Source organism: Paenibacillus sp. FSL R5-0517 (genome assembly GCF_037974355.1).
In the GTDB taxonomy this organism is placed as follows: Bacteria; Bacillota; Bacilli; order Paenibacillales; family Paenibacillaceae; genus Paenibacillus.
This window is the reverse complement of the sequence record NZ_CP150235.1, coordinates 2,443,242-2,469,084: the sequence shown is the minus strand read 5'-3', so window position 1 is coordinate 2,469,084 and position 25,843 is coordinate 2,443,242. Positions and strand designations below refer to the sequence as shown.

Sequence of the window (25,843 nt, the reverse complement as noted above, 5' to 3'; positions counted from 1 at the left end):
GGAGCAGCATCGCAGCTGCTTTGTTGTAATGATCAGCGCTATTATCGAAGCGCAAGTAGGTTATCTTATAATTGCGTTCGCATAACTTCCTGGTATGCTTCGACCACTTTGTTTCGGACTTGAGTTGTGAGTTGTAGACTTAACAAGGCCTGCTCTGAAGCAATCATCACCTGATCCACATTCGCTTTGCCGACCAAAAATTGATTCGACATTTCATGCGATTGAGTCTCTTGTGCGGCGACGGACCCTAATGCATTCTGTAAGTATGTACCGAAGCTCTGAATGGTTTCGGCTGGTGTAGAAGGCTTACTTTCGGTTGCATTCTTCATCTGTAGCGGTTGTATACCTTGTGTGCTAAACATGTTGTTCTGAATCATTAATGTCCCTCCCCTTCATCCCTGGTTTGTATCTTTCTTATTTTTATTTCGAAGTAAATTATCTTCCAATCTCCAAAGCTTTGGAGATCATCGCTTTGGTTGAGTTCAGTGCTGTCACGTTTGCTTCATAGGAACGCGAAGCAGAGATCATGTCGACCATTTCTTTTGCAATATCCACATTAGGCATAAATACATATCCTTCAGCGTTGGCATCTGGATGAGTAGGGTCATACACAGGCTTCAATGGTGACTGATCCTCACGAATCTCGGTTACTCTAACACCATCTCCTGAGCCGCTACCTCTCATCTGATTTTGCAGCATCGTACCGAATGACGTTTTATTCGGCTCAAGTACGACCATTTTGCGTTTGTAAGGAACCGCTTCACCATTGGATACGCTCGCGCGCGTCGTCTCTGCGTTGGCAATGTTAGAAGATATAACGTCCATTCGCAACCGTTGGGCCGTCAATGCTGAGCTGCTAATACTAAAGCTATTACTAATGTTCAATTTAGGTTATCTCCCTTCCACGCCAACACGCATCATTTTAATTTGTTCGCTCACTTGCTGAATATAAGCGTTATAACGCAACTGATTCTCCGCCAGAAGACTCATTTCTCTGTCGATATCGACATTATTCTGGTTGTTATTCATGGATGTTGACTGGTCCATATTAACTACTGGCGTTGGTACGGAAGAGGAAGGACCTATGACAAAATGCCTTGCATCAGTGACTTTACCTTTAAGAACAGGCATATCTCCATTCATTTGCCCTTGCAACATTTCTTCAAAAGAAACGTCTGAGCGCTTGAAATACGGGGTATCGGCATTCGCGATGTTGTCAGCAATCGTTCGTTGTCTGATATTGGACGCATCGAGTGCACCCTGCAATCTTTTAAAGCTGATATCATTTAAAAGATTCACAATCCCCCTCCTCTCTTTAGAAGTTATGGAAAAACATTGAATATTTCCCCTTGAAAATTCTTATGTTTTTTCGACAAAAACATTCGTCTTTACACGGTTTTCTAGGACTTAAGTAGAATTAACTCTGATGTTGTCGTATAACATAAGTTTCTTCGAGTTTGGGATTTATTACAATAAGAAAAAAGCCCTATCTTTTCTGAAAGACAGGGCTTTTTGTGTATTTTCTGCAAATTATGAATTTTTTCGTAAATGTTCAGTCCCAAAACAAAAGTCTGTTAATACTCTTCCTTATTGTCCTTAAACATTCTTAAAATAAAAAAATACTTTCAAGTCCCTACAAGAGCGTATAGCGCTCGTTATTATGTATATTTCCGAATATTTCATCGTTGTTAATGTTAGAATTTTTTGCCGTTATACTAAGGGTTTACGTGCATTATCATAGGTATGCATATAAAGCTGTATCTTAATCAATTGACAAGTTATGTTTCAACAATTAAGAAAACTCGACTTTCCCACACAACACTTTCTTAACAATTAAGCAGAGTCTATATATTTTAATCTCAAGAAAATAAATTGTAACTTCACAGTTTTCTATAATTCATCATTTTGCGCATTTACGCAACATTTACCAATCTATCGACTAAACCGATAACCAGACTTGGAATAAGTAGAATTCTTTTAATGGTAATCATTGGATACAGATACGACGAATAACGACCACTCCGATAGGTTTTAATTCCGTATACATGCGGCACAAGTCCTAGGTTTTGTCGATCCGTTAACAACCCCACCTCTTTTATCGGTTGTAACACTCAAATCCTTTAGATGGAAATAAAAATAAACGATATGCATACAGTAAGAGACTCTTGTGATTCGTAAAAGGATTGCTACCCTTTGTCGATCTCGCAAATGTACTCTACTCTCGTGCATACCGTTCATATATAGCATCATTTTAACATTTCATTGTTAAACCCTTGTCACAGGATATACTGACTTAAATCACGATCAAGCGCAATATCATTCAATTTCTCCCGGACATACTCTGGAGTGATCACCATACGTTCCAGTGTAAGCTCGGGTGCCTCAAAGGACAGATCCTCCAAAAGCTTTTCAAGAATCGTATGCAATCGACGAGCACCTATATTTTCTGTATTTTGATTCACGGATTCAGCCAATTTGGCAATCTCGCGAATCGCTTCATCCGAGAATTCAATCTCAATATTTTCGGTGCGCAGCAGATCAACATACTGCTTGGTCAGTGCATTTTGAGGCTCAGTCAGAATGGATACAAACTCCTCCAATGTAAGACTGCTCAATTCTACACGAATCGGGAAGCGTCCCTGAAGCTCGGGAATCAGATCAGAGGGTTTGGCCACATGGAATGCGCCAGCTGCCATAAACAGAATATAGTCCGTTTTAACAGGGCCATATTTCGTCATCACCGTAGAACCTTCCACAATAGGCAGAATGTCCCGTTGAACCCCCTCCCGGGATACATCAGGCCCGCTACCGCGTCCTTGACTGGCAACCTTGTCAATTTCATCAATGAATATGATACCTGTCTGCTCGGCCCGGCGAATGGATTCCTGGATAACATCGTCCATGTCAATCAATTTCCCTGCTTCTTCCTGGGTCAACACTTTGCGTGCTTCTTTAATAGCGAGCTTACGTTTTTTTGTACGACGAGGCAACAAACTACCAAACATTTCCTGCATGTTCATGCCCATCTGATCGTTACCTTGACCAGCAAACATGTCCATCATGTTAGGTGCAGTGTCTTCGACATCAATTTCAATGATGTCATCCTCCAACTTGCCAGATAACAGATCAAACTTGATCTTACGCCGACGCTCCGCAATCCCAGTATCGGGTGCTGGATCATCCTGTTCCTGAGCGTTGTTCCCATTATTACCAAAGATCATCTCAAAAGGATTACGCTGATTCTTGGACTTGGACTGTGAGGGAGCCAAAATATGTACAATTCGTTCATTGGCAGCTTCTTCAGCTTTGTCCTTCACTTTTTCAGTCCGCTCCAGTTTCACCATGCGCAGGGATGTCTCAATTAGATCACGCACCATGGATTCAACGTCACGACCAACGTAACCTACTTCCGTGAACTTGGTTGCTTCCACTTTGACAAATGGTGCACCTACCAGTTTAGCGAGGCGACGGGCGATTTCCGTTTTACCCACACCGGTAGGTCCAATCATCAGGATATTTTTAGGTACAATATCGTCCTGAGTATGCTCAGGCAAAAGGCTCCGCCGATAACGATTACGAAGGGCTACAGCTACCGATTTTTTAGCTTTCTTTTGACCTACAATATACTTGTCAAGCTCTGCAACAATCTGTCTCGGTGTTAGCGCTTGAGTATTCATATTGCTTCCCTCCTACCAGTATGTTGAATTAATTTTACCTAACAAGGACAAAGAATCCCCTAGACGTCCTGGAGCAGATTACGTAATCATGCTCCACTACGGGAGATTTCTTTGGCTTATAGCTCTTCTACAATAATATTACTGTTGGTATATACACATAGCTCCGAGGCAATCTGAAGCGATTCACGCGCAATGTCTTTCGCTTCCAGGTTTACAGCGTGACGTTTCAACGCTCGTGCTGCAGATAATGCAAAATTCCCACCTGATCCGATCGCAATAACGTCATCATCCGGTTCAATAATCTCTCCACCGCCTGAAATGAGCAACATGCCTGATTTGTCCATGACAATCAACAATGCCTCAAGCTTACGCAAGATCCGATCCTGACGCCAATCCTTGGCAAGCTCCACAGCAGCTCGCTGCAAGTTACCATGATGCTCCTCCAGCTTACCTTCGAATTTCTCAAACAAGGTGATCGCATCAGCCACAGAACCAGCAAAGCCAGCAACAACCTGTCCGCGGTACAAACGTCTTACCTTCTTGGCTGTATTTTTCATCACAACACTTTGGCCCATGGTCACCTGACCATCTCCGGCGATTGCTGCCTTACCATTATGACGAACAGCACAGATCGTTGTAGCATGAAATGACATATCCACGATATCAGCCTCCTCCCACGAATAATTTATACGCGTTCCGGAACAGTTAGACCTTCTGCCGCAGCAAAACTAGTGATACCATCCAGTGCACGCTGTGCAAGAGCTTCATTTTTTTCCTTTTTGTTACGGATTTTCGTTTCAAGCTTCGGCAATAAACCAAAGTTTGCATTCATGGGTTGGAAGTGCTTGAAGTCAGCAGTTGTAATATACTGAGCCATACTGCCAAGTGTTGTTTCTACCGGCAGTACCACCAGTTCCTGCCCAAGCGCTGCTTTGGCTGCGTTCATACCGGCAATAAGCCCTGATGCAGCAGATTCCACATATCCTTCTACACCGGTCATCTGACCTGCAAAGAACAGGTTTGGACGCTCTTTAAACTGGTATGTCGGAAGAAGAAGTTTAGGAGAATTAATAAATGTATTACGGTGCATTACACCATAACGGACAAACTCTGCATTTTCAAGTCCCGGAATAAGCGAGAAGACACGTTTTTGTTCTCCCCATTTCAGATGCGTCTGGAAGCCCACCAGGTTATACAGGGTTCCAGCTGCATTGTCCTGTCTAAGCTGAACAACCGCATGTGGTAACTCTCCTGTATGCGGGTTAACCAGACCTACCGGTTTCATTGGACCAAACAGAGCCGTCTGTTTTCCGCGTTTCATCATCACTTCGATTGGCATACAGCCTTCAAAGTAGATTTCTTTCTCAAACTCTTTTAATTGAGCGACTTCAGCAGTAATGAGAGCTTCATAGAAGACATCAAACTCTTCTTCTGTCATTGGACAGTTCAGATATGCTGCTTCACCCTTATCATAACGGGAAGCCAGATACACCTTGTTCATATCAATTGAATCTTTTTCAATGATCGGTGCAGCTGCGTCATAGAAGTAGAAATACTCTTCCCCCATTAGTGCCTTAATTTGCTCAGACAATGCAGGTGAAGTCAGCGGCCCCGTTGCAACAACAACGATGCCATCTTCCGGCAGAGAAGTTAATTCCTCATTTACCACTTCAATGAGCGGATGCTGGTGCAATGTGGATGTAATCTCGCCTGAAAATCCATCCCGGTCCACAGCAAGTGCTCCACCTGCGGGAACCGCATGTTTGTCTGCTGCTGACAATACGAGAGAATTGAGCATTCTCATTTCTTCTTTTAACACACCCACTGCATTGGTCAATCCATTCGCACGCAGCGAATTGCTGCATACCAGTTCTGCAAATTTATCCGTATGATGAGCTGGCGTTTTCACCACAGGTCTCATCTCGTATAATTTTACGCGTACGCCGCGACTTGCAATCTGCCAGGCCGCTTCTGTTCCTGCCAGCCCGGCACCAATAACGGTTACTTGTTGTTCATTCGTCAAAATCATTTACCCCCATAAAGCAATTTCATATTTCACTATAATTGATTTGATTCACATATATGCTAATCCGCTGATTCGTCATCCGGTTCATCCACCGGCTCCTGATGATCACATGAAGTACACTGCAATCGTGCTCCCTTTTTGTTCCGCTTTTCAATCATTAACGATCCACAACTTGGACATGGTTTGGCTGAAGGTCTGTCCCATGAGACAAAATCACATTCAGGATACTTGTCACATCCGTAGAAAATACGTCCCTTTTTACTACGACGCTCAACAACATGACCTTCCTTACATTTCGGACAAGTTACACCGATGTCCTTAATAATCGGTTTGGTATTCCGACAATCAGGGAAGCCAGAGCACGCGAGAAACTTGCCAAATCGTCCAAGCTTGTAAACGAGCGGTTTGCCGCATTTCTCACAGATCTCATCCGATACTTCATCTTCAATCTCGATTTCTTTCATTTCTTCTTCCGCAAACTCAAGCCGTTTCTCAAAAGATTCGTAGAATTCTGCGAGTACTTTAACCCAATCCTCCGAACCTTCTTCCACATGGTCAAGGTCACCTTCCATGTTTGCGGTAAATTCAACATTCAGAATTTCCGGGAAGAACTCTTCCATCTGCTCAATGACCAGTTCACCCAGCTCGGTCGGCATGAATTTCTTTTCCTCTATCGCAACATATCCGCGCTTCTGAATGGTCTCCAGTGTTGGCGCATATGTACTCGGACGCCCTATACCCAATTCCTCAAGCGTTTTAACCAACCTTGCCTCCGTATATCGGGGTGGCGGTTGTGTAAAATGCTGTTTTGGCTCAATTTCCTGCTTCTCCAGCACATCTCCACTTTTCAGCGGAGGCAGCAGACGATCTTCATCAGTTGTACCATCATCGTTCCCTTCAACATATACCTTCATGAAGCCCTGGAACCGCACCTTCGAACCTGCTGCACGGAAAATCGTGTCTCCCGCAGCAATATCTACAGAAAGTGTATCCAAAATGGCTGAAGACATCTGGCTCGCCACAAAACGTTCCCAAACTAGTTTATACAGACGGAACTGATCGCGACTCATGAATGACTTGATTGAATCGGGATCACGCAAAATTGAAGTTGGACGTATTGCTTCATGCGCATCTTGAGCATTAGTAGCTTTTTTGGAATAATTCCGTGGTGTCTCAGGCGCAAATGACTCCCCGTACTTCCCAACGATATATTCTTTGGCTTCTTCTTGTGCAGATGCCGCAATTCGTGTGGAGTCCGTACGCATATACGTGATGAGACCTACTGTGCCTTCTTTTCCAAGGTCTACACCTTCATATAGTTGTTGGGCGACCGACATCGTCTTGGAAGCTCTGAAATTCAATTTACGAGCTGCTTCCTGTTGCAAAGAACTCGTCGTAAACGGAGCTGAAGGGTTACGGCTGCGTTCTTTCTCTTTCACTTCCTTGATCGTAAAGTCTGCACCTTCGATCTGTTTCAAGATCGCTTGCACTTCCGCTTCACTACCCAGTTCTGTTTTGGCCCCGTTCAGTTTATGAAACTTAGCTTCAAACGGATTGCCGTCTGCTGTCAGTTTAGCGGTAATGCTCCAGTATTCTTCCGGTTCAAAATCATCAATTTCATTTTCACGATCTAAAATGATTTTGACAGCTACGGACTGAACCCGGCCTGCAGATAAGCCTTTTTTAACTTTTTTCCATAACAATGGACTAATTTTATATCCAACAAGCCGATCCAGAATACGTCTTGCCTGCTGCGCGTTCACCAAATCCATATTGATTTTCCGCGGCGTTTTGAACGCATCCTTGACAGCCTGTTTAGTAATTTCATTAAATACTACACGGCAATCTGCCGTATCGTCCAATTCGAGAGCATGGGCCAAATGCCATGCAATAGCTTCACCTTCGCGATCCGGGTCAGCTGCGAGATACACTTTTTTCACTTTCTTTCGTGCATCCTTCAGTTCTTTCAAAATTGAACCTTTGCCGCGGATCGTAATATATTTCGGATTAAAATCATTCTCCACCTCAACGCCGATCTGACTCTTTGGCAAATCGCGAACATGTCCCATCGAAGCTTTCACGATGAACTTGCTGCCTAAATATTTGCCTATCGTCTTCGCCTTTGAGGGCGACTCCACGATTACGAGTGCATCCGCCATAGGTTCATCCTCCTCTCAGTCATGAAACTGTCATGTAACTGTTTCTGTATGCTTATGCATAGGTAATAACTTCAGCTAATTATATATTTCCACACGCTGCTTAGGTTGCAGCATCATCATACCCTCGCATATTTAGTGCCTGGTAATTGGCTAATCTGCTTTTTTATGATTAAAGATAACAGAACTGAATGCAAATGTCCAAAATCCCAACCTAGCTGTTCAACCAATTGATCAAGGGATTGCTCCTCCTGTTCCAACAGATAAATCACACGTTGTTCATCGGGAGAGACCTTAACCTCAGTGAATATCCCTTGCCCGGAAGGCTCCGTTGTTTCAGTCGAACGTCCTCTATTGTAAGGAAGTTGATCTGCATTTGGCAAGCCCAAACGATACTCTTCCAATATATCTGCTGCACAAGTAACCAATTTGGCCCCTTGACGGATTAGATTATGTGCTCCCCTACTCTTCGGTGAGGTGATGGGTCCAGGCACTGCAAATACATCCCTTCCTGCTTCAAGCGCAGCATCTGCTGTGATAAGTGAACCACTGCGAATGTCAGCCTCAACAACCAATGTTCCCAAGGTCAGTCCGGCTATGATGCGATTCCGTTCCGGAAATAGTCCCTGACGTGCTCTAGTACCTGGTGGATATTCTGACAAAAGCAGACCCGTCTCCGCAATTCGCTCGGCAAGGCTTGTATTTTCAGGCGGGTATATATTATCAATCCCTGTTCCGAATACTGCAATCGTTTTGCCCTTAGCACGTAATACTGCATCATGACATGCGCTATCAATACCACGGGCAAGTCCGCTTACGATCGTCAGTCCTGCATTGCATAATTGTTCTGCCAGCTTCTCACCAACTTTGCGCCCATACACAGTCGGCATACGAGTTCCCACCATTGCCATCGAAGGGGTATGTAACAAACTAACATCTCCTCGACCATACATTACCCAAGGAGGCTGAACGGTTTCCTTCATTAATATGGGATAATTCTGATCCAGATAAGTAATAACCTCTATTCCCTGATTGTAAACGTGTTCTCTTCTACACTCAATCCAGTTCTGGTTAAATTGACTAGCCAAACGGGCAGCCTGATCTTTACGCAAGCCAGCCGTAGCCCAATCCCCTTCTTCATAATTCAAGAGATCGGACAATTCATGTTGTCCATGAACTAGTTTCGAGATTGTTTTCTTGCCGATCCCTTCCATCTCATGCAAACCAAACAAGATCCATCGTTCTTCCATACCATAAACCTCCCAGAGCGGGAAGAGAATCTTCCCTCATATTGTGTGTGATGTGGTCACGGATTGCAAGCGTTTACGTAGATAAGAAGTAACTTCACTTTCTTTTTCCCGTAAAAAAACGCAAAAAAGCAACCCTTCGCCCTGTTTAAGGACAAAAGGTTGCTTACCTTTTCCGTATCCATAATAGTCGGCTTACCAAAAATACATCATTTCTGAGCCGTTTCTTCTATTATAACGAAAAGGAATTAATGTGTCGTGCACAAATTCAAAATACCGCGCTCTTCAAGTACACTCACCAAAGTCGAGCCCATCTCAGCAGGTGTTGGGGCTACTTTGATACCGCACGATTCCAGCTTGGCAATCTTTTCTTTGGCTGTACCTTTACCACCAGAGATAATAGCGCCAGCATGGCCCATACGTTTGCCTGGAGGCGCTGTTACGCCACCGATAAAGCCCACAACCGGTTTGGTCATGTTTTCACGAACCCAATCAGCAGCATCTTCTTCAGCTGTACCACCAATCTCACCAATCATGATGACTGCATGAGTCTGTGGATCTTCATTGAACCGTTTGAGGATATCAATGAACTCGGAGCCTTTTACAGGGTCTCCCCCGATTCCTACAGCAGAAGATTGTCCAATGCCACGCGTCGTCAGTTGATGAACGGCTTCATAGGTAAGTGTTCCACTACGGGAAACAACGCCAACGTGCCCTGCCATATGGATATAACCAGGCATGATACCGATTTTACATTCGCCTGGTGTAATGACACCTGGACAGTTCGGTCCGATCAGGACGGTATTTTTACCTTCCATGAAGCGGTCAACCTTGATCATGTCAAGAACCGGAATACCTTCTGTAATACAGATTACGAGGTCCAGCTCTGCGTCAACAGCTTCCATAATAGAATCTGCTGCAAATGCAGGAGGAACGTAAATGACGCTCGCTGTTGCGCCTGTAGCTTCCTTCGCTTCCTGCACAGTGTTGAACACCGGCAGACTGGCTACTGTACCGTCTTCCAGCGTGATATCCACATTAGTTCCGCCTTTACCCGGTGTAACTCCGCCTACCATCTGGGTTCCGTAGTCCAATGCGCCCTTCGTGTGGAACATTCCCGTTGAACCCGTAATGCCTTGCGTAATGACTTTTGTATTTTTATCGATCAAAATACTCACGTTGCTTCACATCCTTACGGTTATTTTTCAATTCCCGGACAGCTCCGGTACTAAGGAATGAACTTATTTTACGAGGGCAACAATTTTCTGTGCACCATCGGCCATGGAATCAGCAGGAACGATATTCAGGCCAGATTCACCCAAAATACGTTTGCCAAGCTCCACGTTAGTTCCTTCAAGACGAACAACCAGCGGTTTGGTCAGGCCAAGCTGCTTCGCGGCTTCAACAACACCATTGGCGATAACATCACAGCGCATGATACCACCGAAAATGTTAACAAAGATCCCAGCTACTTTGGCATCGGACAAGATGATTTTGAATGCTTCTGTCACCTTCTCCGTTGTAGCACCGCCCCCAACGTCAAGGAAGTTGGCCGGGTCTCCACCGTAGTATTTGATAATGTCCATCGTTGCCATCGCAAGTCCCGCACCATTGACCATACAGCCGATGTTGCCATCAAGTGCTATGTAGCTGAGGTCGTATTTGGAAGCTTCGATTTCTTTTTCATCCTCTTCATCCAGATCACGCAGTTCCATAATGTCTTTGTGACGGAACAAGGCGTTGGAGTCAAAGTTTAATTTCGCATCTAGAGCGATAACGTTTCCATCTCCGGTAACAACGAGAGGATTGATCTCGGCAATAGAGCAATCTTTTTCGACAAATGCAGTGTACAGCGCGAGCATGAACTTAACGGCTTTGTTCACCAATTCATTCGGAATCTTAATGCTGTAGGCCAGTTTACGCGCCTGGAACACTTGCAATCCAATGGCAGGGTCAATAATTTCTTTGAAAATTTTCTCAGGTGTAGCTTCAGCTACTTCTTCAATCTCAGTACCGCCTTCTTCGGAAGCCATCATAACTACACGGCCTGTGGCACGGTCCACAACAACACCCACATAATACTCTTTGCGGATATCGCATCCTTCTTCAATCAGAAGACGTTTTACTTCTTTCCCTTCTGGTCCAGTTTGGTGTGTTACCAATACTTTACCCAGAATTTCGGAAGCATAGGCACGAACTTCATCCGTACTCTTCGCCACTTTTACGCCGCCGGCTTTACCCCGGCCACCTGCGTGAATTTGCGCTTTAACAACAGTCACCGGACTGCCCAGTGCCTCTGCGGCCGCAACCGCTTCATCGACTGTATAAGCAACCTTTCCGTTTGGAACGGTAACTCCATACTGTTTCAGTACTTCTTTTCCTTGATATTCATGGATATTCATTCTCGAATCCTCCTATCAACATGACTGCAACAAGGCGGGTTGGTAGACTAACAAAAGACAAATGTTGACTATTTTCACTTAAACCCAATTCATTGTAACACGTTTTTAAAACGCTTTCCTTAAAAAATTAATGGTTAATAGACAGTATTTTGATATGAGTATGATCCCATATTGTGAATGCTTGGGTATATATGGAAAAAACCTCAGCTAAAAGCTAAGGTTTCCTTGATGTAAAACTACTTTTATTTTTTGACTGCGTTCGTGTTGGTTTCGTGAACTTTTTCCAGCAACCCTTTGAACTGACCCAATAAAGCTTCAAACTCTGTACTGTTCAAACACGCGTCTCCCTGAATGGCTGCAGGTATGGACAATGCCTTGTTCCGCAACTCACGGCCGGAGTCAGTTAGTGTAATTAATACTTTTCGTTCATCCTGAGCCGAGCGTTCGCGATTAATAAGTCCTGCTGACTGCAACCGTTTGAGAAGTGGTGTCAATGTTCCCGAATCGAGATAGAGCGCCTCCCCGATCTCCTTAACCGTACATTCTTCACGTTCCCACAATACCATCAAGACCAGATACTGGGAGTATGTTACGCCAAGTACCTCCAAATAAGGTTGGTACATCTTCGTAATCTCACGTGAACAAGCATATATGGCAAAGCATAATTGGTTATCCAGCTTCAAACTGTCAGTCTGCATATGTCTTTCTCACCTGCCTATTGTGCATTCTATTCCTTATAGAAAGGAACTATAAATCTATCTTATCACAAATTAGAAAAAAAACAGAATAATTGAGCACAAATGATTTTACTATTCAATTTAATTATGTTAAATTAGATTGTGTAAAATATAAAATTCAAATATTTGATAACCATAATTAAAGTTTATACGTAGGCCATTTTCGCCAAAGCTATTGAATGATTTGCTTCCAAAAATAAAATTCAGGGATCAGGAATGATGTTTACAGCTATGATAATGACAGGTTGACTCCATGATTCCTTTTATATAAAATGCTTAATAGAAGCTGAGGAAGCACCTTAATTCGTAGACTGGCCCGTGTTATGCGGAGTCAAGAATCGAGTGAGGTGTTTCTTTGTCATGTACGGAAAATTACACAGTGCGTGTTTGTACGGAATCGATGGCGTTCTGATTGAGGTGGAAACCGATTTATCCAATGGTCTGCCACAGACCTCCATCATCGGCTTACCGGATTCAGCCATTCGTGAGGCTGTTGAACGTGTTCGTGCAGCGATTAAAAACTGCGGATATCAGTATCCTTTACAGCGGATCACAATCAATCTGGCCCCTGCCGATCTGCGCAAGGAAGGATCTTCCTTTGATCTAGCCATTGCTATTGGTTTACTTATGACAAGCGGCCAGCTTGTACTTCCTCCCCAGGAACGGACACTCGTGGTTGGCGAACTGGCATTGGACGGTTCGATCAGATCCGTACCCGGCATTTTATCCATGGTGGATCTGGCCAAAAGACAAGGCTTTACGTCCATGCTCCTTCCTTATGATAACGTGGAGGAAGCGTCACTGATTCGAGGTATCCAGGTGTATGGCATTCGGCATTTGCAGGATATAGCTCCGGAAAACCCAGACCAATCAACTAGTTCAGCGGGAACACCACATCATTCAAATTCAGGACCCATTGTGTTGAAAAACTATGCTCACCTCGTTGCTCCTATAACAGATAAAACTTACAAGAAGGCGGATAGAAATACGAGTCAAATACCATCATTTGCAGATGACTATAGTGATGTTCTGGGACAGCATCATGTCAAACGCGCGCTTATGATTGCTGCAGCCGGCATGCATAATATACTGCTCGTTGGACCACCAGGCACGGGCAAAACGATGTTAATCAAACGTTTGCCTACCATCCTTCCACCACTGTCAGAAGATGAAGCGTTAGAAGTAACCAAAGTATTAAGTGCCGCAGGCAAGTTAAAAGAAGCGCCTCAAGGCCTGATTGCAGACAGACCTTTTCGCTCCCCTCACCACACGATTTCCACCTCTGGTCTGATTGGAGGCGGTGGTATACCAAAACCGGGTGAAGTTAGCCTTGCCCACCGAGGCATACTTTTTCTGGATGAATTACCTGAGTTCCAGCGTCAAGTGCTGGAGGTATTAAGGCAGCCGTTAGAGGATCGCACAGTGACGATTAGCCGGGCGCGGGCAGCATTCACCTTCCCAGCCCAGTTCATGCTCGCATGTTCCATGAATCCCTGCCCCTGCGGATATTTGTCCGCTCATTCGGAGGAGCAGCGCTGTATATGCAGTCCCGCTCGTGTTGCGGCGTATCGGGCCAAAATTTCAGGGCCATTGCTGGACCGTATTGATCTTCAGGTTGAGGTTCCTCCACCAGGCGAGTGGCGCAAGTCTGCTGCTTCCCCTTCCTCTGAAGAAATGCAGTCAAAAGTCATCCATGCTCATCAGATTCAGTCCACCCGTTATGCCCAAAGTTCGGTTCGCTGGAATAGCCAGCTCTCGGGCACACTTTTGCGACGAACGATCCATCTCCCCCATGAGGCAGAGCAGCTGTTAGAGCAAACACTGCAAACCTTGAACCTGAGCATGCGTGCACATGATCGGATTATCAAGATGGCACAGACCATTGCTGATCTTGACCATGATGGTGAAATTGTGACCGCCCATGTGGCTGAAGCCATACAGTATCGTCAATTGGATCTTAATTTATTTTGAGAAGTTTACGAGGGAAGAACAGGTTTACCAAAAATCACAACGCGATATCATCAACCTGTAGACTGAATAGCATGGTCAAGACAAATATTTCATGCAGGTTTTAATATAGGAATATGTCCTCACAACAAAAAAACGTACAAGTGGCTCTCTTTTGAGGAGAGGTACTTGTACGTCAATTTTTCATCACTCAAAAAGAGTCAGTTTGTCCTTCGCAGGTGTACGTTCTTTGGCAGAAGGAATAACATCGGGGTATCCCATGTAAACCATGCCTATAATCTTCTCACCCGCCTCTATGCCAAGAGGTTTGCGGAATTTGGGAGCGTAAAGGAATGGCTTGGTCACCCAGAATGTACCAATATCTTCACTCCAGGCTGCAAGCATAAAGTTCTGAACCAATGCACTTACCGCAGCGAAGTCTTCGTCCCAGATATTCTGTCTTGGATCTTCCTCCAGAACAACAAGCATAACGGATGGAACTTGCATAATATTCGCTGAAAATTTATTGTCTTCTCCCATTTCTGCGTCAATGGCCTCAGCCAGTTTCTTCCGCCCATTCCCGGTAAATAACAGGAACCTCCAAGGTTCACGCAGTTTATGGTTAGGAGCCCAGACTGCAGTGTCCAGCAATTCTATAATTTGCTGTGTAGGAACAGCTTCTTTTTTAAATTTTTTCACCGTGCGACGATTTTGAATCGCTTCTCTGACTACATTACTTGTTTTTGTAACTTTACTCATCGGCCGTACCTCCCTGATTATAATATCACTTGTAACCGTAACAAAGACTTACGGTCTTGTATAACTCGTTTATGACTAATCAAAAGATTATAACTCCAGATTACATCCTTGATTATACACCCTTCTGTTCAGGAGATTCAAAGGGATGGCTCCGAAAACTATGACTACAGGCGCAAGAATGAAAAAGACGACTCCGAATCCTGATCCACTAATGGCGATCATCAAGTCAGAGCCGTCTATTTTGAACCAGCCAATTTGCACCGTCAGGAAATTACGATCACGTCAACGCTCGAATCAGTATGGACCTGCTCCTTCAAAAGTACCTTTAACAAAATCCATTTTGTTGTACTTCTCCTGGTTACCAGCAACATCAGTACTGTAATACTCTACCACCTTGACCTCGGGAGCAAAAAATTGGACAGGCCCTTCATAGTTCTTCCATGCTCCTCCATTGATTCGATATTGCGTTGTTTTTACACCTGATCCTTTGACTTCGTCGGTAGCCTGGAGTCTAAAGGTAAATCCTTTGATGTATGTCTTCCCATTTACGGTGTCTGTGATTGGAACTAATCTGTACTTGGTTACTGGGGGAGTAACATCTGCATCTTTCTTAAGTACGATATTAAACGTATTATGATCCCCTTGTACAAGGGTAACGTTAAGGCTAGTTTTTAAGTATCCTGATGCTTCCCCCGTTATTGTTCTGGCGCCTGTTGGCACGCGTTTTATAAAATAGTTGCCTTGAGCATCCGTTGTTGCCGAGACTCCAGCATTCACTTTAGCTCCAGTGACTGGGTTGCCCTCCTCATCTACTACTTTTCCGCGGACGTGTGCTGCTTCTGTCAAAACAACATCTACGATTAAGGTTTTTCCAGCTTGAACATTCAAACGATCCTGTTCATAAAGCATATAATCCGCAGAATCTACCCAGATTGCAATGTTCGGATTATAGTCGAAATCAAGCCCAGTAACGGCATACCGGCCTTGCTCATTCGTTTTAACCGGGCGATTCGACGCCCCTGTTACTTTGACCAGGGCATCCGGAATCGGCTTGCCTGTTTGATCGGTTACAGATCCTACAATCGTAGAAGGTTCGTAAAGCTCAAAATTAACCAAAATCTGTTCCCCTTCTGACAAATAGTAGGTATTACGATGCCTGTCTGTCACATATCCTTCTGCTTCAATTATAAAACTGATTTCCGTATAATCCTGAACAGACTCCAGGATGGAATAACTTCCAGTGGCATCTGTCTTCACGCTTTTTTCAGTATTTTCCCCTTGGTATCTAAGAGAATACTTAATTGTTGCATCCTGGATAGGAAATCCTTCAGGATCCGTAACTTTACCTGATACCTTTGCCTGTGTAGACGGATCAGCTGCATAAGAAACGCCAGAATACATGATTCCAAACATAATGAAACATAAAGATAGTGTACTTAGTCGAATTATCCATTTGATACTTGTCTTCATCTTCTCACTACACCTCACGATATATTTATGAATCTAACGTTTCCCTCTAACCTCTTTTAACTTTCTAAAAGCTCAAGCTTCCAGAACTCCCCGTCCCAAACATATTGCCAAATGCCTTGCCCACCGTTCATGGTCTCGCTGATATCCAGCACTTCCATCCGAGGACACTCCCATACTCGTTTTCCTGTGTTGTTCGACGTATTCTGAAGCTCTTTCATACATCCCACCAACCTCTCTTTAAATTTCAACTTTTTTAGTTTATAACAAATGATACATTTTGTATCTATATTTTTAGGAAATACACTGATTTTATTATCAGTGTTTGTCTCCTCTGTTTTATCATTTCATCGTAAAATTAAAAAAAGCCACACTTCCTGCATGATGAGGAACTGCGGCTTAAGTATAATAACTAATTTCAAGACTTCAAGGAATGCAATAATAAGACATAATTAAACTTGGATTTTGAAATAAACGAACTTCCATATCGAAATGATACATTTCGTATCTTAAGTTACAGCATTGATTTACGTGTCATGCTTAAAAAGCATTAACAATATGATTCACAGATATCGTCTCTCCTGCTTGATCAAGCATTACGGCAATTACATCAAAACGAATCTGATGTTCCATCTCTCCCGTCATTTGCAAATAAACGGATGCAGTTGAGCGCACCTGCTGTATTTTACGCATATCAACCGATTCCTGAGGTGTACCATACTGAGCGGCTCCACTTCTGCTCCTTACTTCTACAAAAACAATCAGTCCCTCGTAAGAAGCAATGATGTCAATCTCACCGCTACGGCAACGCCAGTTCTGTCTAATGATCCGATAATCATTCTCTAGCAACCATTGACGGGCGGCCTCTTCACCTAATCGGCCCTTCTGCTGTCGTGTGAGCTTCAGACCCAGCCCCTGTCCCAATTTACGTTCTACCATGACTCATTTTCCTCACGTCCTGAGGCTATTCGATCTGCACGGTAGACATACGTTAGTACTTCCGCGACCAGTTGATACAGTTCAGCCGGAATCTGTTCATCCAGATCCAACTTGGAGAGCACCTCCACAAGTGCTGCATCCTCCTGAACAGCGACGCCGTTTTCTCTGGCTTTATCCAATATGGCTTCTGCCACTTTGCCGCGCCCCTTGGCCACAACAACAGGCGCTTCGCTCTCTCCAGGGACATATTTTAGGGCAACCGCCTTTTTGGAGAGCAGGTCCGGTTGTGACGACTCGTCTTTCATACTTTCAAGTCCACCCCTTTGTATCGTTCAGGACTATAGTCCGAGGCCTTCGTTTTTCGTTCTGCACCCGGTTCCTGGCCCACAGGCCACGGTTCTGACTTGAAAGTCAGCAGTTGATAACCCAGCTTGTCCAGCGCCTGATGGATTACCCCTCGTCCACTCTCCAGAAGCGGTCCCATTCCTTCGCGATCATTTAATACACGCAGACTGACAATGTTGTTAACCACATGCACATCTACCAGCGTTGGCCCAAGACTTTTCATGTCCAGATCGAACCATAGACGGCAGTTGGACGCATCCAGCTCTCCGCGTGGTCCACGACGTGACTGAATCTGAACAGATGCCGTTTCTTCCCCATCCGGTCCAGTGATCGGAATAAACCAGTGCATCTGTGCAAACGTAGCACTGCGATCTGTCGTTAGCAATAACTGCTGACCTGTCAGATATTGCACGGCCTGCCCGGCGGCATCCTTAAGCCCCGCCGGTGCACCTTCGCTGCTGGCAAGCTGCAGCAGCAAACCCTTCAGCGTGTCCGCATTAGCCGGACTCGCCGCTTCCCCCACGCGCGGCTGCGCTGCCGGGCCGTGAACGGCCTGCTGCTCGTGCTCCGCACCGAGCAGCTTCAGCACGCGCCCCACCCACGGGTCCCCCTCGTGGGTGACAGGCGCGTGCACTGCCGCAGCTCCCGCAGGTGCTGCGGCACTACCGCCAGCCGGCGGCGCATCAGCGCCGGCTGGCGTTGGCTGCGGCACGCCTCCGGCAGCCGCAGCCGCCTGGCCGCCCTGCGATGCAGGGGCGGCCTGTGCTGCCGCACCAGGCTGTGCCGGTGCGGCAGTGGACGCGCTGCGCAAGGCGTCCAGCAGCGCCAGCAGCTTGGGCGCCAGCTGCGCTGCCGTAGGCGCTGCTGGCGCCGCCTGGCCTGCTGCGGACGGCGTCCCCGCAGCAGCAGGCGTTTCAGCGCGGCCATCAGTCCGGCCGGCCGCGTTTGCTTCAGACTGGCCTGCACTTGCACGGCCAGCCATAGATTCAGCTGCCGCCCCTGGTGTACCCGGGCGGCTACCACCCATTTCACCCGCGTCAGTCCCACGCGGGCTCTCTCCAGGTATTCCGGTTCCTGACGGAATACTCGCACCACCTTTGCCAGCCAATTCAACGTTGTTGGCAACTGGCTTCGCCGCAGCTTCAACACTTCCTGTGCCTCCAGCCGTCTGTATGTTTCCTTTCACAGCAGCCCCTGCAACCTCTGCCCCATCATCCGTCATGGGTGTTGCTCCTGCCAATGCCGCTTGTCCTTGCTGCGTCGACAGAACAGGTGCTCCAGTTCCAGTCCCTGTTACCTGACGACCATTGCCTGATGAAGCCAACCCTTCTTCCAACTGCGCTGCATTCGGCAATACAGGTGCACCAGCCATGGCTGCTGGCTTCAGCGTAGCAGATTGTTCCCCAGTCAGTGCCGGTTTACCTGTAGCTTGAGTCAGCATCGTTTCCAACTGATCAGCCAAACCGCTTAATAACTGGTGAAGAGGGGGACCAAACACCGTCTGGTGTAATCCTTTTACCGTTTCGGCCGTAACCGGAAGACCACGCTGAAAAGCAATTCCCGTCGCCTGCACCCATTCTTCCACAGGGACCTGTGCGGGTTTGGCATTCATCATATTCTGAACCATAGCCACATTATCCTTCGTGAGCGGCAAACCGCTACGCTGCATGGCAAGCAACAGTTCCCGATTCCCTTTTGTATCCGGTAGCCCTACATCCTGTAGCAGGTTGTTCAACGAAGCTTGTGGCAGCTCAGCAAGTGTACCCGACATTGGCTTCATGACCGTAATGCCAGTTTCACCTGGAGGCTGTACTTGGAGCAATGTGGTCTCACCCGGACGGAGTGGAGTCTCCAATTTGGCGCGCACCTGCACACCTTGAATCTGTAGAACCGCATCCCCTCCATCATCGGATACACTTACCACGGAGCCACGAACCACCTGACCTTCCTTTAATTCAAGCGGCTTGGCATTCCCTGGCTTGCTGTCTCCCAATAATCCCTTGATCACGGAACCGATATTCAAATCTCTCCCCCTCCTTCCTTCAAGCCTGTATTAAAACAACGATTGCTGCTCACCAAGCAGATTGCCCAGAAAACTGCGGCGATGCATCGGGGTTGCCCCCAAAGCCATAATTTGCTCCCGATGAACTTTTGTTGCGTATCCTTTATGTATCGACAGACCATATTCCGGATATAACGTATCCCATTCTTCCTTACAGAGTCGATCTCGCGTTACCTTGGCAATGATAGATGCCGCTGCAATCGATTGACTATTGGCATCCCCTTTAATAATGGACAGTTGAGGCACATTCACATCCACCTTCTCGGCATCCACCAGCATATAATCAGGCGTTTCTCCCAACGCTTCAACAGCTCGTTTCATCGCAAGTCTCGCAGCCTGCTTGATGTTTAGCCGATCAATCGTCTCTGCATCCGCGTACCCGATACCTACCGCCAGTGCCTTTTCCATAATAACGTCATATAGTGCATCACGTTTTTTCTCCGTCAATTTCTTGGAGTCATTCACACCTTCCAGAATGAGGTCCTTGGGTAAAATAACCGCCGCTGCGACAACATCCCCAAACAAACATCCCCGACCTACCTCATCAATACCAGCAATCCGTTCAAATCCACTGTCCCAATACTCTCGTTCGTAGAGCAACAGATCCCGCGGTTCACTGGCTTCTTTTTTCTTCTTTGTTTCAATCGGGGGATCCAGTAAATTGAACCCGATCTCTTCATTCTTTTCAACCATAATACTCATCTCCTCTACCCACGCTTCTTCAGCATGCGTATCACTTACAACTTGTTTATAATATAGACGTAGATCCTCTGTCTTTGTTCTGTACAACCTATCATCTCAGCAAAACTTTTCCTTGAGGTTTACAATAATAAAGATAGTGATGTCTTCATTTATCGGTATTTGATGGTTTAAATTGAATATATCAGACCTCGTCTAATCTAAATTGCACCACCATTCATCATAGCACGATTTAGATGCACCTGATATATGGGTCAGCGAATTCCAGAAATCGCACTTTTCTTCAATCCTCTTCCATTTTTATCGTTTTGGACGTAAGTCCAGCTCCAATTTCGCGTTTTATACACAAAAAAAAGACCGTTCCCGGTAATCCGGTCACGGCCGCTTCTTTCGGCACTTGGATATATGAAATGAACAGATCAAGATAATGTTCTTCATCGTGTAGAGTCCATTTTTTTAATAGGGGGCTTCCATAGAGAACCGTCCCATTTTACCCGCTCGCAATTCACGCAGAAATGCTCGCGATGCCTTTTCCAAGTCAATACGTCCACCGCTTACAACACAACCACGTATACGGCCGACTTGTTCCATAATCGCAATAACACTGTCTGAATCATCTGCATCCTTGGAGAACTCCTGAAGTCCGTATCTCTCTTCCAGAGCGTCCCAGTAATAACGCATCAGGTAACTGATTCCAAAAAAGGCGATATCCTCTGCATTCAGAATTTCCTCTTTGATAGCACCCGTTACGGCAAGACGATAACCTACATTCTGATCTTCGAACTTGGGCCAAAGAATACCCGGAGTATCCAATAACTCCATTTCTTTGCCTACCTTAATCCACTGTTGCCCCTTCGTCACACCAGGACGATCTCCTGTCAACGCAATACTCCGTCCAGCCAGTCGGTTAATCAATGTTGATTTCCCCACATTTGGAATGCCCACAATCAATCCGCGAACCGCACGAGGGTTAATTCCTTTGGCCAGTTGACGATCAATTTTTTCTTTCAGAAGAAGCTTCGCCTGTACCGGAATGTCTTTCACGTTGGTGCCTGTTGAGGCATCCACGGGAAAGGCGGTAATTCCTTCTTTTTTGAAATATTCAATCCACTCTTGCGTCACTTTGGCATCTGCCAAATCCGCTTTGTTTAACAAAATCATCCGGGGTTTATCCAGCAATATTTCGTCAATCATCGGATTACGGCTGGAGACAGGCAGACGGGCATCCAATAGTTCGATGACCACGTCGATGAGCTTTAACTTATCCTGAATCTGGCGTCTGGCTCGAGTCATATGACCTGGAAACCATTGTATCGTCAACTTGTCTTCACCTCATTGTTTACTTCAATTTCAGTGGTTAATCCACTTAATCTGCCCGATCGGCCAGAAAATAACATCTGCACGACCAATAATATCTTCTAACGAAACGTAACCGATCATACGGCTGTCTGTACTATTTGGACGGTTGTCTCCCATGACAAACACATGACCTGCAGGCACTTTGCCATCAGGGAACTGCTCATTCGGGAAATCCTTCACGTTATATGTTCCACCATTGGCTTCAGCTGCATCAATGGCACCTTGAATATAGGTTTCATCAACCTTTTTGCCGTTAACCATCACCGTATCGTCCTGAACCTCAACCGTATCACCTTCAACAGCAATAACACGTTTGATGAAATCCCGACCTTCGGAAGGTACGTGGAAGACGATAACTTCACCGCGCTTCGGTTCTCGGATATCATATAAGATTTCGTTGACGATTACACGTTCGCCCGTTTCGAAGTTCGGCTGCATGGACGGTCCATCCACAACAAACGGTTTGAAGAGCAACCACCGAATCAGAATGACGAGAACTAATGCAATAACAATGGCTTTGAGCCATTCAACAATTTCATTTTTGGCTTTTTTGGATCGACTGTTTTTCTCTTCGGCAGGATTGCCCTGGTCCTGTTGAACTTCTTGTTCCATTCAAGATCTTCCTCTCTTCACAGTACATGATTATAGCAGTACACACATCCAGCATTTTGTATCGTTCCAATAACTCTAGGGATGGATACAAAACATTCACATCAGTTATGTAATCTTACACCAAGCATTACAATACATTTAATCCACAATTCAAATGTCTTCAGCGGTTGTTCAAAAAGTCGGTACTGAAAACCGGTCTTTTCGAACACGCACTTCGATAACTGATTTTACAAGCCTCCCGGACTATCCCACGCATGTGTTGCCATACCATTTTACTCGGAAGTGTACCTCCGGTTCAACTTTTCCCGGACAAAAACGAAAAGGGCTTGTCTCCAAGCCCTTCCCGGTATCCGTTATATTAACGAATTTCTTTAATTCTCGCTGCTTTACCGCGTAGTTCACGAAGATAATAAAGCTTCGCACGACGCACTTTACCACGGCGAGCCACTTCGATTCTATCGATTTTTGGGGAATGAAGCGGGAAAGCTCTTTCCACACCTACACCGTAAGAAATTTTACGAACTGTAAAAGTCTCACTGATTCCACCACCACGGCGTTTAATCACAACACCTTCGAACAATTGGATACGCTCACGAGTTCCCTCGATTACCTTAACGTGCACTTTCAAAGTGTCACCAGGACGAAAACTCGGAATATCCTTACGAAGTTGTTCTTGTGTAATCGCTTGAACGATATTCATCTATGACTCCCTCCTTCCGTACAGGCGTTCATACTTCTTCCAGAGATCACCTTGTCTCCTTCATTATCCATAGAGGACCGCCGTATTCCACATAACAGACTTATTGTATCACGCAGCATATCAAAACACAAGAGAAATTAAACAAAATGTCTATGGAGCCATCAGCAACACTGGAACTCCCTATCATTCCCCTAAAGCATATTCATGGACAGCAGAACGTTGAACTATTTTAATTTTTACAACTAGCTAGGGGTTCAGATATGCCGTCTCCTCTTTCTCCGCGCTCTCATCTGCAAGTCAACCTGATATAGGAAAAAATACTGTAACTTCCCCTATTGAAATATCGTCTATGATATAACTTATTGATCACTTTAAAAGGAGAACCCAAAGACTCATGAAATATTGGAAAAAGATCACGCTTTCTGTACTAGCCATGCTCATATGCTCCATTACACTGTATGCCTATGCCGTAACCCATCCTACAAATGCCATGTCACACAAAGCCTGTACCTCCTGGGACATCGTTAAACGCAAAGCGTTCCAGCTGTCACACACTGACTACACCCGTCAAAATGCACTGGATCGTTCCACCTTCAAGATAGAAACAGGTACGGCTACAGAAGTTCCTGTACTCATGTATCATTACATAGAGCCCGAACTGAACGATCACCAGATAGATAACAAATCCATCATTAGTCTGGAAGATTTCAAGCAAAACATGAAATACCTGCACGACGAAGGCTACCACACGATTACATTGGATCAGCTTGAACAGTATGTAAACGGGAAGCTCTCCCTGCCAAAGAAGTCCATTGTAATTACCTTTGATGATGGATATCAGAACAATTATACGTTAGCTTTCCCTGTGCTTCAAAAATATAATTTTCATGCCTCACTGTTTGTCATTGGTAGTAAAATTCAAGATCAGCCTTCAGAATCTGCCCCCGCAATTGACAGTTTCATCTCCAAGCCAGAAATGCAGGCGGCAACTGACGTATTTGAATTTAACAGCCATACCTATAACCTGCATCACAAGGGATTTATGCGCTGTGGAAACAGTGTACCTGTCGGTCTAGACACCCGTCTTCTGGATGATGATATTCAGCAAATGAAGCAAACCGGAATAGATACACCTTATCTGGCCTATCCTTTTGGGTATACCAGTACACAGATGATTTACAAGTTACAGCAACACGGATATCGCATGGCCTTTACTGTAAAGTCTGGATTTGTGCATCCAGGAGATGATCTCATGAAGCTACCTCGCTTGACGGTCACGACAGGTACTGATTTGGCAACCTTGCTTCAACCCGAATCCAGTCCGCAGAATGAATTACCCCCATCGGAGAATGACCGATAAAACCTAGAGTTTAACTTCACCGCCCGGATACAGAGTCGAGCTATACAGCCTTTTGAGCTGTGGTTTGGCTCTTTTGGCATCGGTTAGTGATAATGTCATCGGAGAGCTGGCGTAAACCAACGCTTCTTGTGCGTCATAGATGATGATCTGTTCCAGTCCACTCTGAACCAGATCTGCATGTACGGCATATCCCTCTTTCGGAAATTCGGTAACCGTTTTCATGTTTCCATCGACCAAAGAAGGCAAGACATCACCACCTCGACGATAAGCCAAAATATAATCGAGTCCACCCTCATCCCAGTTACTTACAGGCTCTATAATAGTTAACCAGCCACGAGTTGTGCGATTTTCTTTCCATATTTCTTGCCCATCATTGTTCAGCATGAACATTCCATCCTTACCACGCTCATCGCCCCGGACGATCCGATCCAGACCTGCAATCTGTAAACCTTCCATTTCAGCAATAAAATGGCCCAGCGCAATATGCTGTGATTCAATCGAATCTTCATAACGCCATTTCTCATTGCCATAACGGTCCATCATAACCGTGACACTGCCACCGATAACTACCTCGACTTCCCCATCACCATCAACGTCTCCAAACCATATACAGTCGGCATGATCATCCAAGTTCTCACAAGACCATAATACCGTCCCATCATGGTCCAGCAGGTCATATCCGGCCATCACTTCATCCTTTCCATCTCCATCAATATCAAACACCCACGGAAAATGTCCCGGATTCCCCTCATGCTTCCATAACAAATTAAAATCATGGTCAAGTGCCCATAACGTCTTATAGCGGTCTTTCAGTATAATGTCCATTTTGGATTGGTTACCAGTCAGGTTGGCAAGAATAATGCAGTCATGCGCTTCATCACCTGGCAGATCACGTGTTTCTTTGATCTCTCCTGTCCGGCCATCTAACACGAGAAATTGTTTATTCATAACACATAGTACTTCATTATGCCCATCACCATCCCAATCTGCGATCTGTGCAGGGTAGTCTGAGCCCGGCCCACCTGCATGGGGATCAGCAGTTCCTACCTGCCATATTAAAGTCCCTTCCAGATCAAATGCAGTCAAACAGCATACCTGATGCGGAACATATCGATCATCTATGTCCCCATCTGCCTGTACCAACAACATCTCGAGTCTGCCATCTCCATTCAGATCTCCCAAGAGCATTTTGCAGCGTTCTCCGGCTTGGCTAATATCTATTTTGGCAATTTCATAGGGTTGATGATTCATAACCTTCCTCCTCAGTTGTGATTCAGCTCCAACTGAGTTCACCATATAGAAAATTCCTTTCTTTTACAACCCTGTCTAGTGCTTATGCAAAAAAGTTC

The 25,843-nt window shown here is 45.3% G+C and carries 24 protein-coding genes; 2 read left to right on the top strand and 22 right to left on the bottom strand.

Features of this window, described 5'->3' with window-relative positions; genetic code table 11:
* Nucleotides 1–65: 65 nt before the first annotated feature.
* From fliE to MKX40_RS11105, 11 genes are all read right to left on the bottom strand, one after another.
* Complete coding sequence (gene fliE, locus MKX40_RS11155; RefSeq protein WP_253433762.1) at nucleotides 66–377, bottom strand: flagellar hook-basal body complex protein FliE; 312 nt, start codon at nucleotides 375–377, stop codon at nucleotides 66–68.
* 58 nt (nucleotides 378–435) lie between these two features.
* A complete protein-coding gene (gene flgC / locus MKX40_RS11150; RefSeq protein ID WP_253433759.1) occupies nucleotides 436–885 on the bottom strand; it encodes a flagellar basal body rod protein FlgC in 450 nt (149 codons plus the stop codon).
* Nucleotides 886–891: 6 nt separating this feature from the next.
* Nucleotides 892–1,299, bottom strand: coding sequence for a flagellar basal body rod protein FlgB (gene flgB / locus MKX40_RS11145; protein WP_339241571.1), 408 nt, complete (start codon nucleotides 1,297–1,299; stop codon nucleotides 892–894).
* Nucleotides 1,300–2,276: 977 nt separating this feature from the next.
* Entirely contained in the window at nucleotides 2,277–3,677 is a 1,401-nt protein-coding gene (gene hslU, locus MKX40_RS11140; protein ID WP_339241570.1) for an ATP-dependent protease ATPase subunit HslU, read from the bottom strand.
* Nucleotides 3,678–3,793: 116 nt separating this feature from the next.
* Nucleotides 3,794–4,336 carry an ATP-dependent protease subunit HslV gene (gene hslV, locus MKX40_RS11135; RefSeq protein ID WP_076208907.1) on the bottom strand — a complete coding sequence of 181 codons (543 nt, stop codon included), beginning with the start codon at nucleotides 4,334–4,336 and terminating at the stop codon, nucleotides 3,794–3,796.
* Between the two features lie 26 nt (nucleotides 4,337–4,362).
* Nucleotides 4,363–5,700, bottom strand: coding sequence for an FADH(2)-oxidizing methylenetetrahydrofolate--tRNA-(uracil(54)-C(5))-methyltransferase TrmFO (gene trmFO / locus MKX40_RS11130; protein ID WP_036609377.1), 1,338 nt, complete (start codon nucleotides 5,698–5,700; stop codon nucleotides 4,363–4,365).
* A 62-nt stretch (nucleotides 5,701–5,762) separates the two neighbouring features.
* On the bottom strand, nucleotides 5,763–7,862 hold the full coding sequence (gene topA / locus MKX40_RS11125; protein ID WP_339241569.1) for a type I DNA topoisomerase: 2,100 nt from the start codon (nucleotides 7,860–7,862) through the stop codon (nucleotides 5,763–5,765).
* A gap of 116 nt (nucleotides 7,863–7,978) precedes the next feature.
* Nucleotides 7,979–9,109: a DNA-processing protein DprA gene (dprA, locus tag MKX40_RS11120; RefSeq protein ID WP_339241567.1), complete on the bottom strand. Its 1,131-nt coding sequence runs from the start codon at nucleotides 9,107–9,109 to the stop codon at nucleotides 7,979–7,981.
* 245 nt (nucleotides 9,110–9,354) lie between these two features.
* A complete protein-coding gene (sucD, locus tag MKX40_RS11115; RefSeq protein WP_036609382.1) occupies nucleotides 9,355–10,284 on the bottom strand; it encodes a succinate--CoA ligase subunit alpha in 930 nt (309 codons plus the stop codon).
* A 63-nt stretch (nucleotides 10,285–10,347) separates the two neighbouring features.
* Nucleotides 10,348–11,508 carry an ADP-forming succinate--CoA ligase subunit beta gene (gene sucC / locus MKX40_RS11110; RefSeq protein WP_339241565.1) on the bottom strand — a complete coding sequence of 387 codons (1,161 nt, stop codon included), beginning with the start codon at nucleotides 11,506–11,508 and terminating at the stop codon, nucleotides 10,348–10,350.
* Between the two features lie 242 nt (nucleotides 11,509–11,750).
* Nucleotides 11,751–12,206 carry a MarR family transcriptional regulator gene (locus MKX40_RS11105; protein ID WP_339241564.1) on the bottom strand — a complete coding sequence of 152 codons (456 nt, stop codon included), beginning with the start codon at nucleotides 12,204–12,206 and terminating at the stop codon, nucleotides 11,751–11,753.
* A gap of 399 nt (nucleotides 12,207–12,605) precedes the next feature.
* Here MKX40_RS11105 and MKX40_RS11100 point away from each other — a divergent pair, with 399 nt between their 5' ends.
* On the top strand, nucleotides 12,606–14,216 hold the full coding sequence (locus tag MKX40_RS11100; RefSeq protein ID WP_339241562.1) for a YifB family Mg chelatase-like AAA ATPase: 1,611 nt from the start codon (nucleotides 12,606–12,608) through the stop codon (nucleotides 14,214–14,216).
* Between the two features lie 183 nt (nucleotides 14,217–14,399).
* On the opposite strand, the gene MKX40_RS11095 is transcribed toward MKX40_RS11100, so the two are convergent.
* The 10 genes from MKX40_RS11095 to rplS form a co-directional block, all read right to left on the bottom strand.
* The gene (locus tag MKX40_RS11095) at nucleotides 14,400–14,951 is read right to left on the bottom strand and encodes a nitroreductase (protein ID WP_339241560.1); all 552 of its coding nucleotides are present in this window, start codon (nucleotides 14,949–14,951) and stop codon (nucleotides 14,400–14,402) included.
* A gap of 294 nt (nucleotides 14,952–15,245) precedes the next feature.
* The gene (locus MKX40_RS11090) at nucleotides 15,246–16,421 is read right to left on the bottom strand and encodes a carboxypeptidase-like regulatory domain-containing protein (RefSeq protein ID WP_339241558.1); all 1,176 of its coding nucleotides are present in this window, start codon (nucleotides 16,419–16,421) and stop codon (nucleotides 15,246–15,248) included.
* A gap of 56 nt (nucleotides 16,422–16,477) precedes the next feature.
* On the bottom strand, nucleotides 16,478–16,639 hold the full coding sequence (locus tag MKX40_RS11085; protein WP_339241556.1) for a paeninodin family lasso peptide: 162 nt from the start codon (nucleotides 16,637–16,639) through the stop codon (nucleotides 16,478–16,480).
* A 319-nt stretch (nucleotides 16,640–16,958) separates the two neighbouring features.
* A complete protein-coding gene (locus tag MKX40_RS11080; RefSeq protein ID WP_339241553.1) occupies nucleotides 16,959–17,357 on the bottom strand; it encodes a YraN family protein in 399 nt (132 codons plus the stop codon).
* Entirely contained in the window at nucleotides 17,351–17,662 is a 312-nt protein-coding gene (locus MKX40_RS11075; RefSeq protein WP_253433732.1) for an EscU/YscU/HrcU family type III secretion system export apparatus switch protein, read from the bottom strand. Before MKX40_RS11075 ends, MKX40_RS11080 begins: the two co-directional genes overlap by 7 nt.
* Entirely contained in the window at nucleotides 17,659–19,725 is a 2,067-nt protein-coding gene (locus MKX40_RS11070; protein ID WP_339241550.1) for a DNA ligase, read from the bottom strand. The genes MKX40_RS11075 and MKX40_RS11070 overlap by 4 nt, the downstream gene beginning before the upstream one ends.
* A gap of 30 nt (nucleotides 19,726–19,755) precedes the next feature.
* Nucleotides 19,756–20,457, bottom strand: coding sequence for a ribonuclease HII (locus MKX40_RS11065; protein WP_339241547.1), 702 nt, complete (start codon nucleotides 20,455–20,457; stop codon nucleotides 19,756–19,758).
* Nucleotides 20,458–20,919: 462 nt separating this feature from the next.
* The gene (ylqF, locus tag MKX40_RS11060) at nucleotides 20,920–21,783 is read right to left on the bottom strand and encodes a ribosome biogenesis GTPase YlqF (RefSeq protein ID WP_339241545.1); all 864 of its coding nucleotides are present in this window, start codon (nucleotides 21,781–21,783) and stop codon (nucleotides 20,920–20,922) included.
* A gap of 30 nt (nucleotides 21,784–21,813) precedes the next feature.
* Complete coding sequence (lepB, locus tag MKX40_RS11055; protein WP_339241544.1) at nucleotides 21,814–22,434, bottom strand: signal peptidase I; 621 nt, start codon at nucleotides 22,432–22,434, stop codon at nucleotides 21,814–21,816.
* A gap of 358 nt (nucleotides 22,435–22,792) precedes the next feature.
* Nucleotides 22,793–23,134, bottom strand: a complete 342-nt coding sequence (gene rplS / locus MKX40_RS11050; RefSeq protein ID WP_024630190.1) for a 50S ribosomal protein L19 — start codon at nucleotides 23,132–23,134, stop codon at nucleotides 22,793–22,795.
* 394 nt (nucleotides 23,135–23,528) lie between these two features.
* On the opposite strand from rplS, the gene MKX40_RS11045 reads away from it, so the two are divergent.
* Complete coding sequence (locus MKX40_RS11045) at nucleotides 23,529–24,494, top strand: polysaccharide deacetylase family protein (protein WP_339241541.1); 966 nt, start codon at nucleotides 23,529–23,531, stop codon at nucleotides 24,492–24,494.
* Nucleotides 24,495–24,497: 3 nt separating this feature from the next.
* Here MKX40_RS11045 and MKX40_RS11040 read toward each other — a convergent pair whose 3' ends face one another.
* Nucleotides 24,498–25,745 (bottom strand): hypothetical protein, encoded by a 1,248-nt coding sequence (locus MKX40_RS11040; protein WP_339241539.1) that lies wholly within the window; start codon nucleotides 25,743–25,745, stop codon nucleotides 24,498–24,500.
* Nucleotides 25,746–25,843: the final 98 nt, after the last annotated feature.

Coding starts and splice junctions, on each gene's coding strand:
- fliE (WP_253433762.1), bottom strand. CDS start 377: ATGATTCAGAACAACATGTTTAGCACACAAGGTATACAACCGCTACAG.
- hslU (WP_339241570.1), bottom strand. CDS start 3,677: ATGAATACTCAAGCGCTAACACCGAGACAGATTGTTGCAGAGCTTGAC.
- topA (WP_339241569.1), bottom strand. CDS start 7,862: ATGGCGGATGCACTCGTAATCGTGGAGTCGCCCTCAAAGGCGAAGACG.
- dprA (WP_339241567.1), bottom strand. CDS start 9,109: ATGGAAGAACGATGGATCTTGTTTGGTTTGCATGAGATGGAAGGGATC.
- sucC (WP_339241565.1), bottom strand. CDS start 11,508: ATGAATATCCATGAATATCAAGGAAAAGAAGTACTGAAACAGTATGGA.
- MKX40_RS11105 (WP_339241564.1), bottom strand. CDS start 12,206: ATGCAGACTGACAGTTTGAAGCTGGATAACCAATTATGCTTTGCCATA.
- MKX40_RS11100 (WP_339241562.1), top strand. CDS start 12,606: ATGTACGGAAAATTACACAGTGCGTGTTTGTACGGAATCGATGGCGTT.
- MKX40_RS11095 (WP_339241560.1), bottom strand. CDS start 14,951: ATGAGTAAAGTTACAAAAACAAGTAATGTAGTCAGAGAAGCGATTCAA.
- MKX40_RS11090 (WP_339241558.1), bottom strand. CDS start 16,421: ATGAAGACAAGTATCAAATGGATAATTCGACTAAGTACACTATCTTTA.
- MKX40_RS11085 (WP_339241556.1), bottom strand. CDS start 16,639: ATGAAAGAGCTTCAGAATACGTCGAACAACACAGGAAAACGAGTATGG.
- MKX40_RS11080 (WP_339241553.1), bottom strand. CDS start 17,357: ATGGTAGAACGTAAATTGGGACAGGGGCTGGGTCTGAAGCTCACACGA.
- MKX40_RS11075 (WP_253433732.1), bottom strand. CDS start 17,662: ATGAAAGACGAGTCGTCACAACCGGACCTGCTCTCCAAAAAGGCGGTT.
- MKX40_RS11065 (WP_339241547.1), bottom strand. CDS start 20,457: ATGGTTGAAAAGAATGAAGAGATCGGGTTCAATTTACTGGATCCCCCG.
- lepB (WP_339241544.1), bottom strand. CDS start 22,434: ATGGAACAAGAAGTTCAACAGGACCAGGGCAATCCTGCCGAAGAGAAA.
- rplS (WP_024630190.1), bottom strand. CDS start 23,134: ATGAATATCGTTCAAGCGATTACACAAGAACAACTTCGTAAGGATATT.
- MKX40_RS11045 (WP_339241541.1), top strand. CDS start 23,529: ATGAAATATTGGAAAAAGATCACGCTTTCTGTACTAGCCATGCTCATA.
- MKX40_RS11040 (WP_339241539.1), bottom strand. CDS start 25,745: ATGAATCATCAACCCTATGAAATTGCCAAAATAGATATTAGCCAAGCC.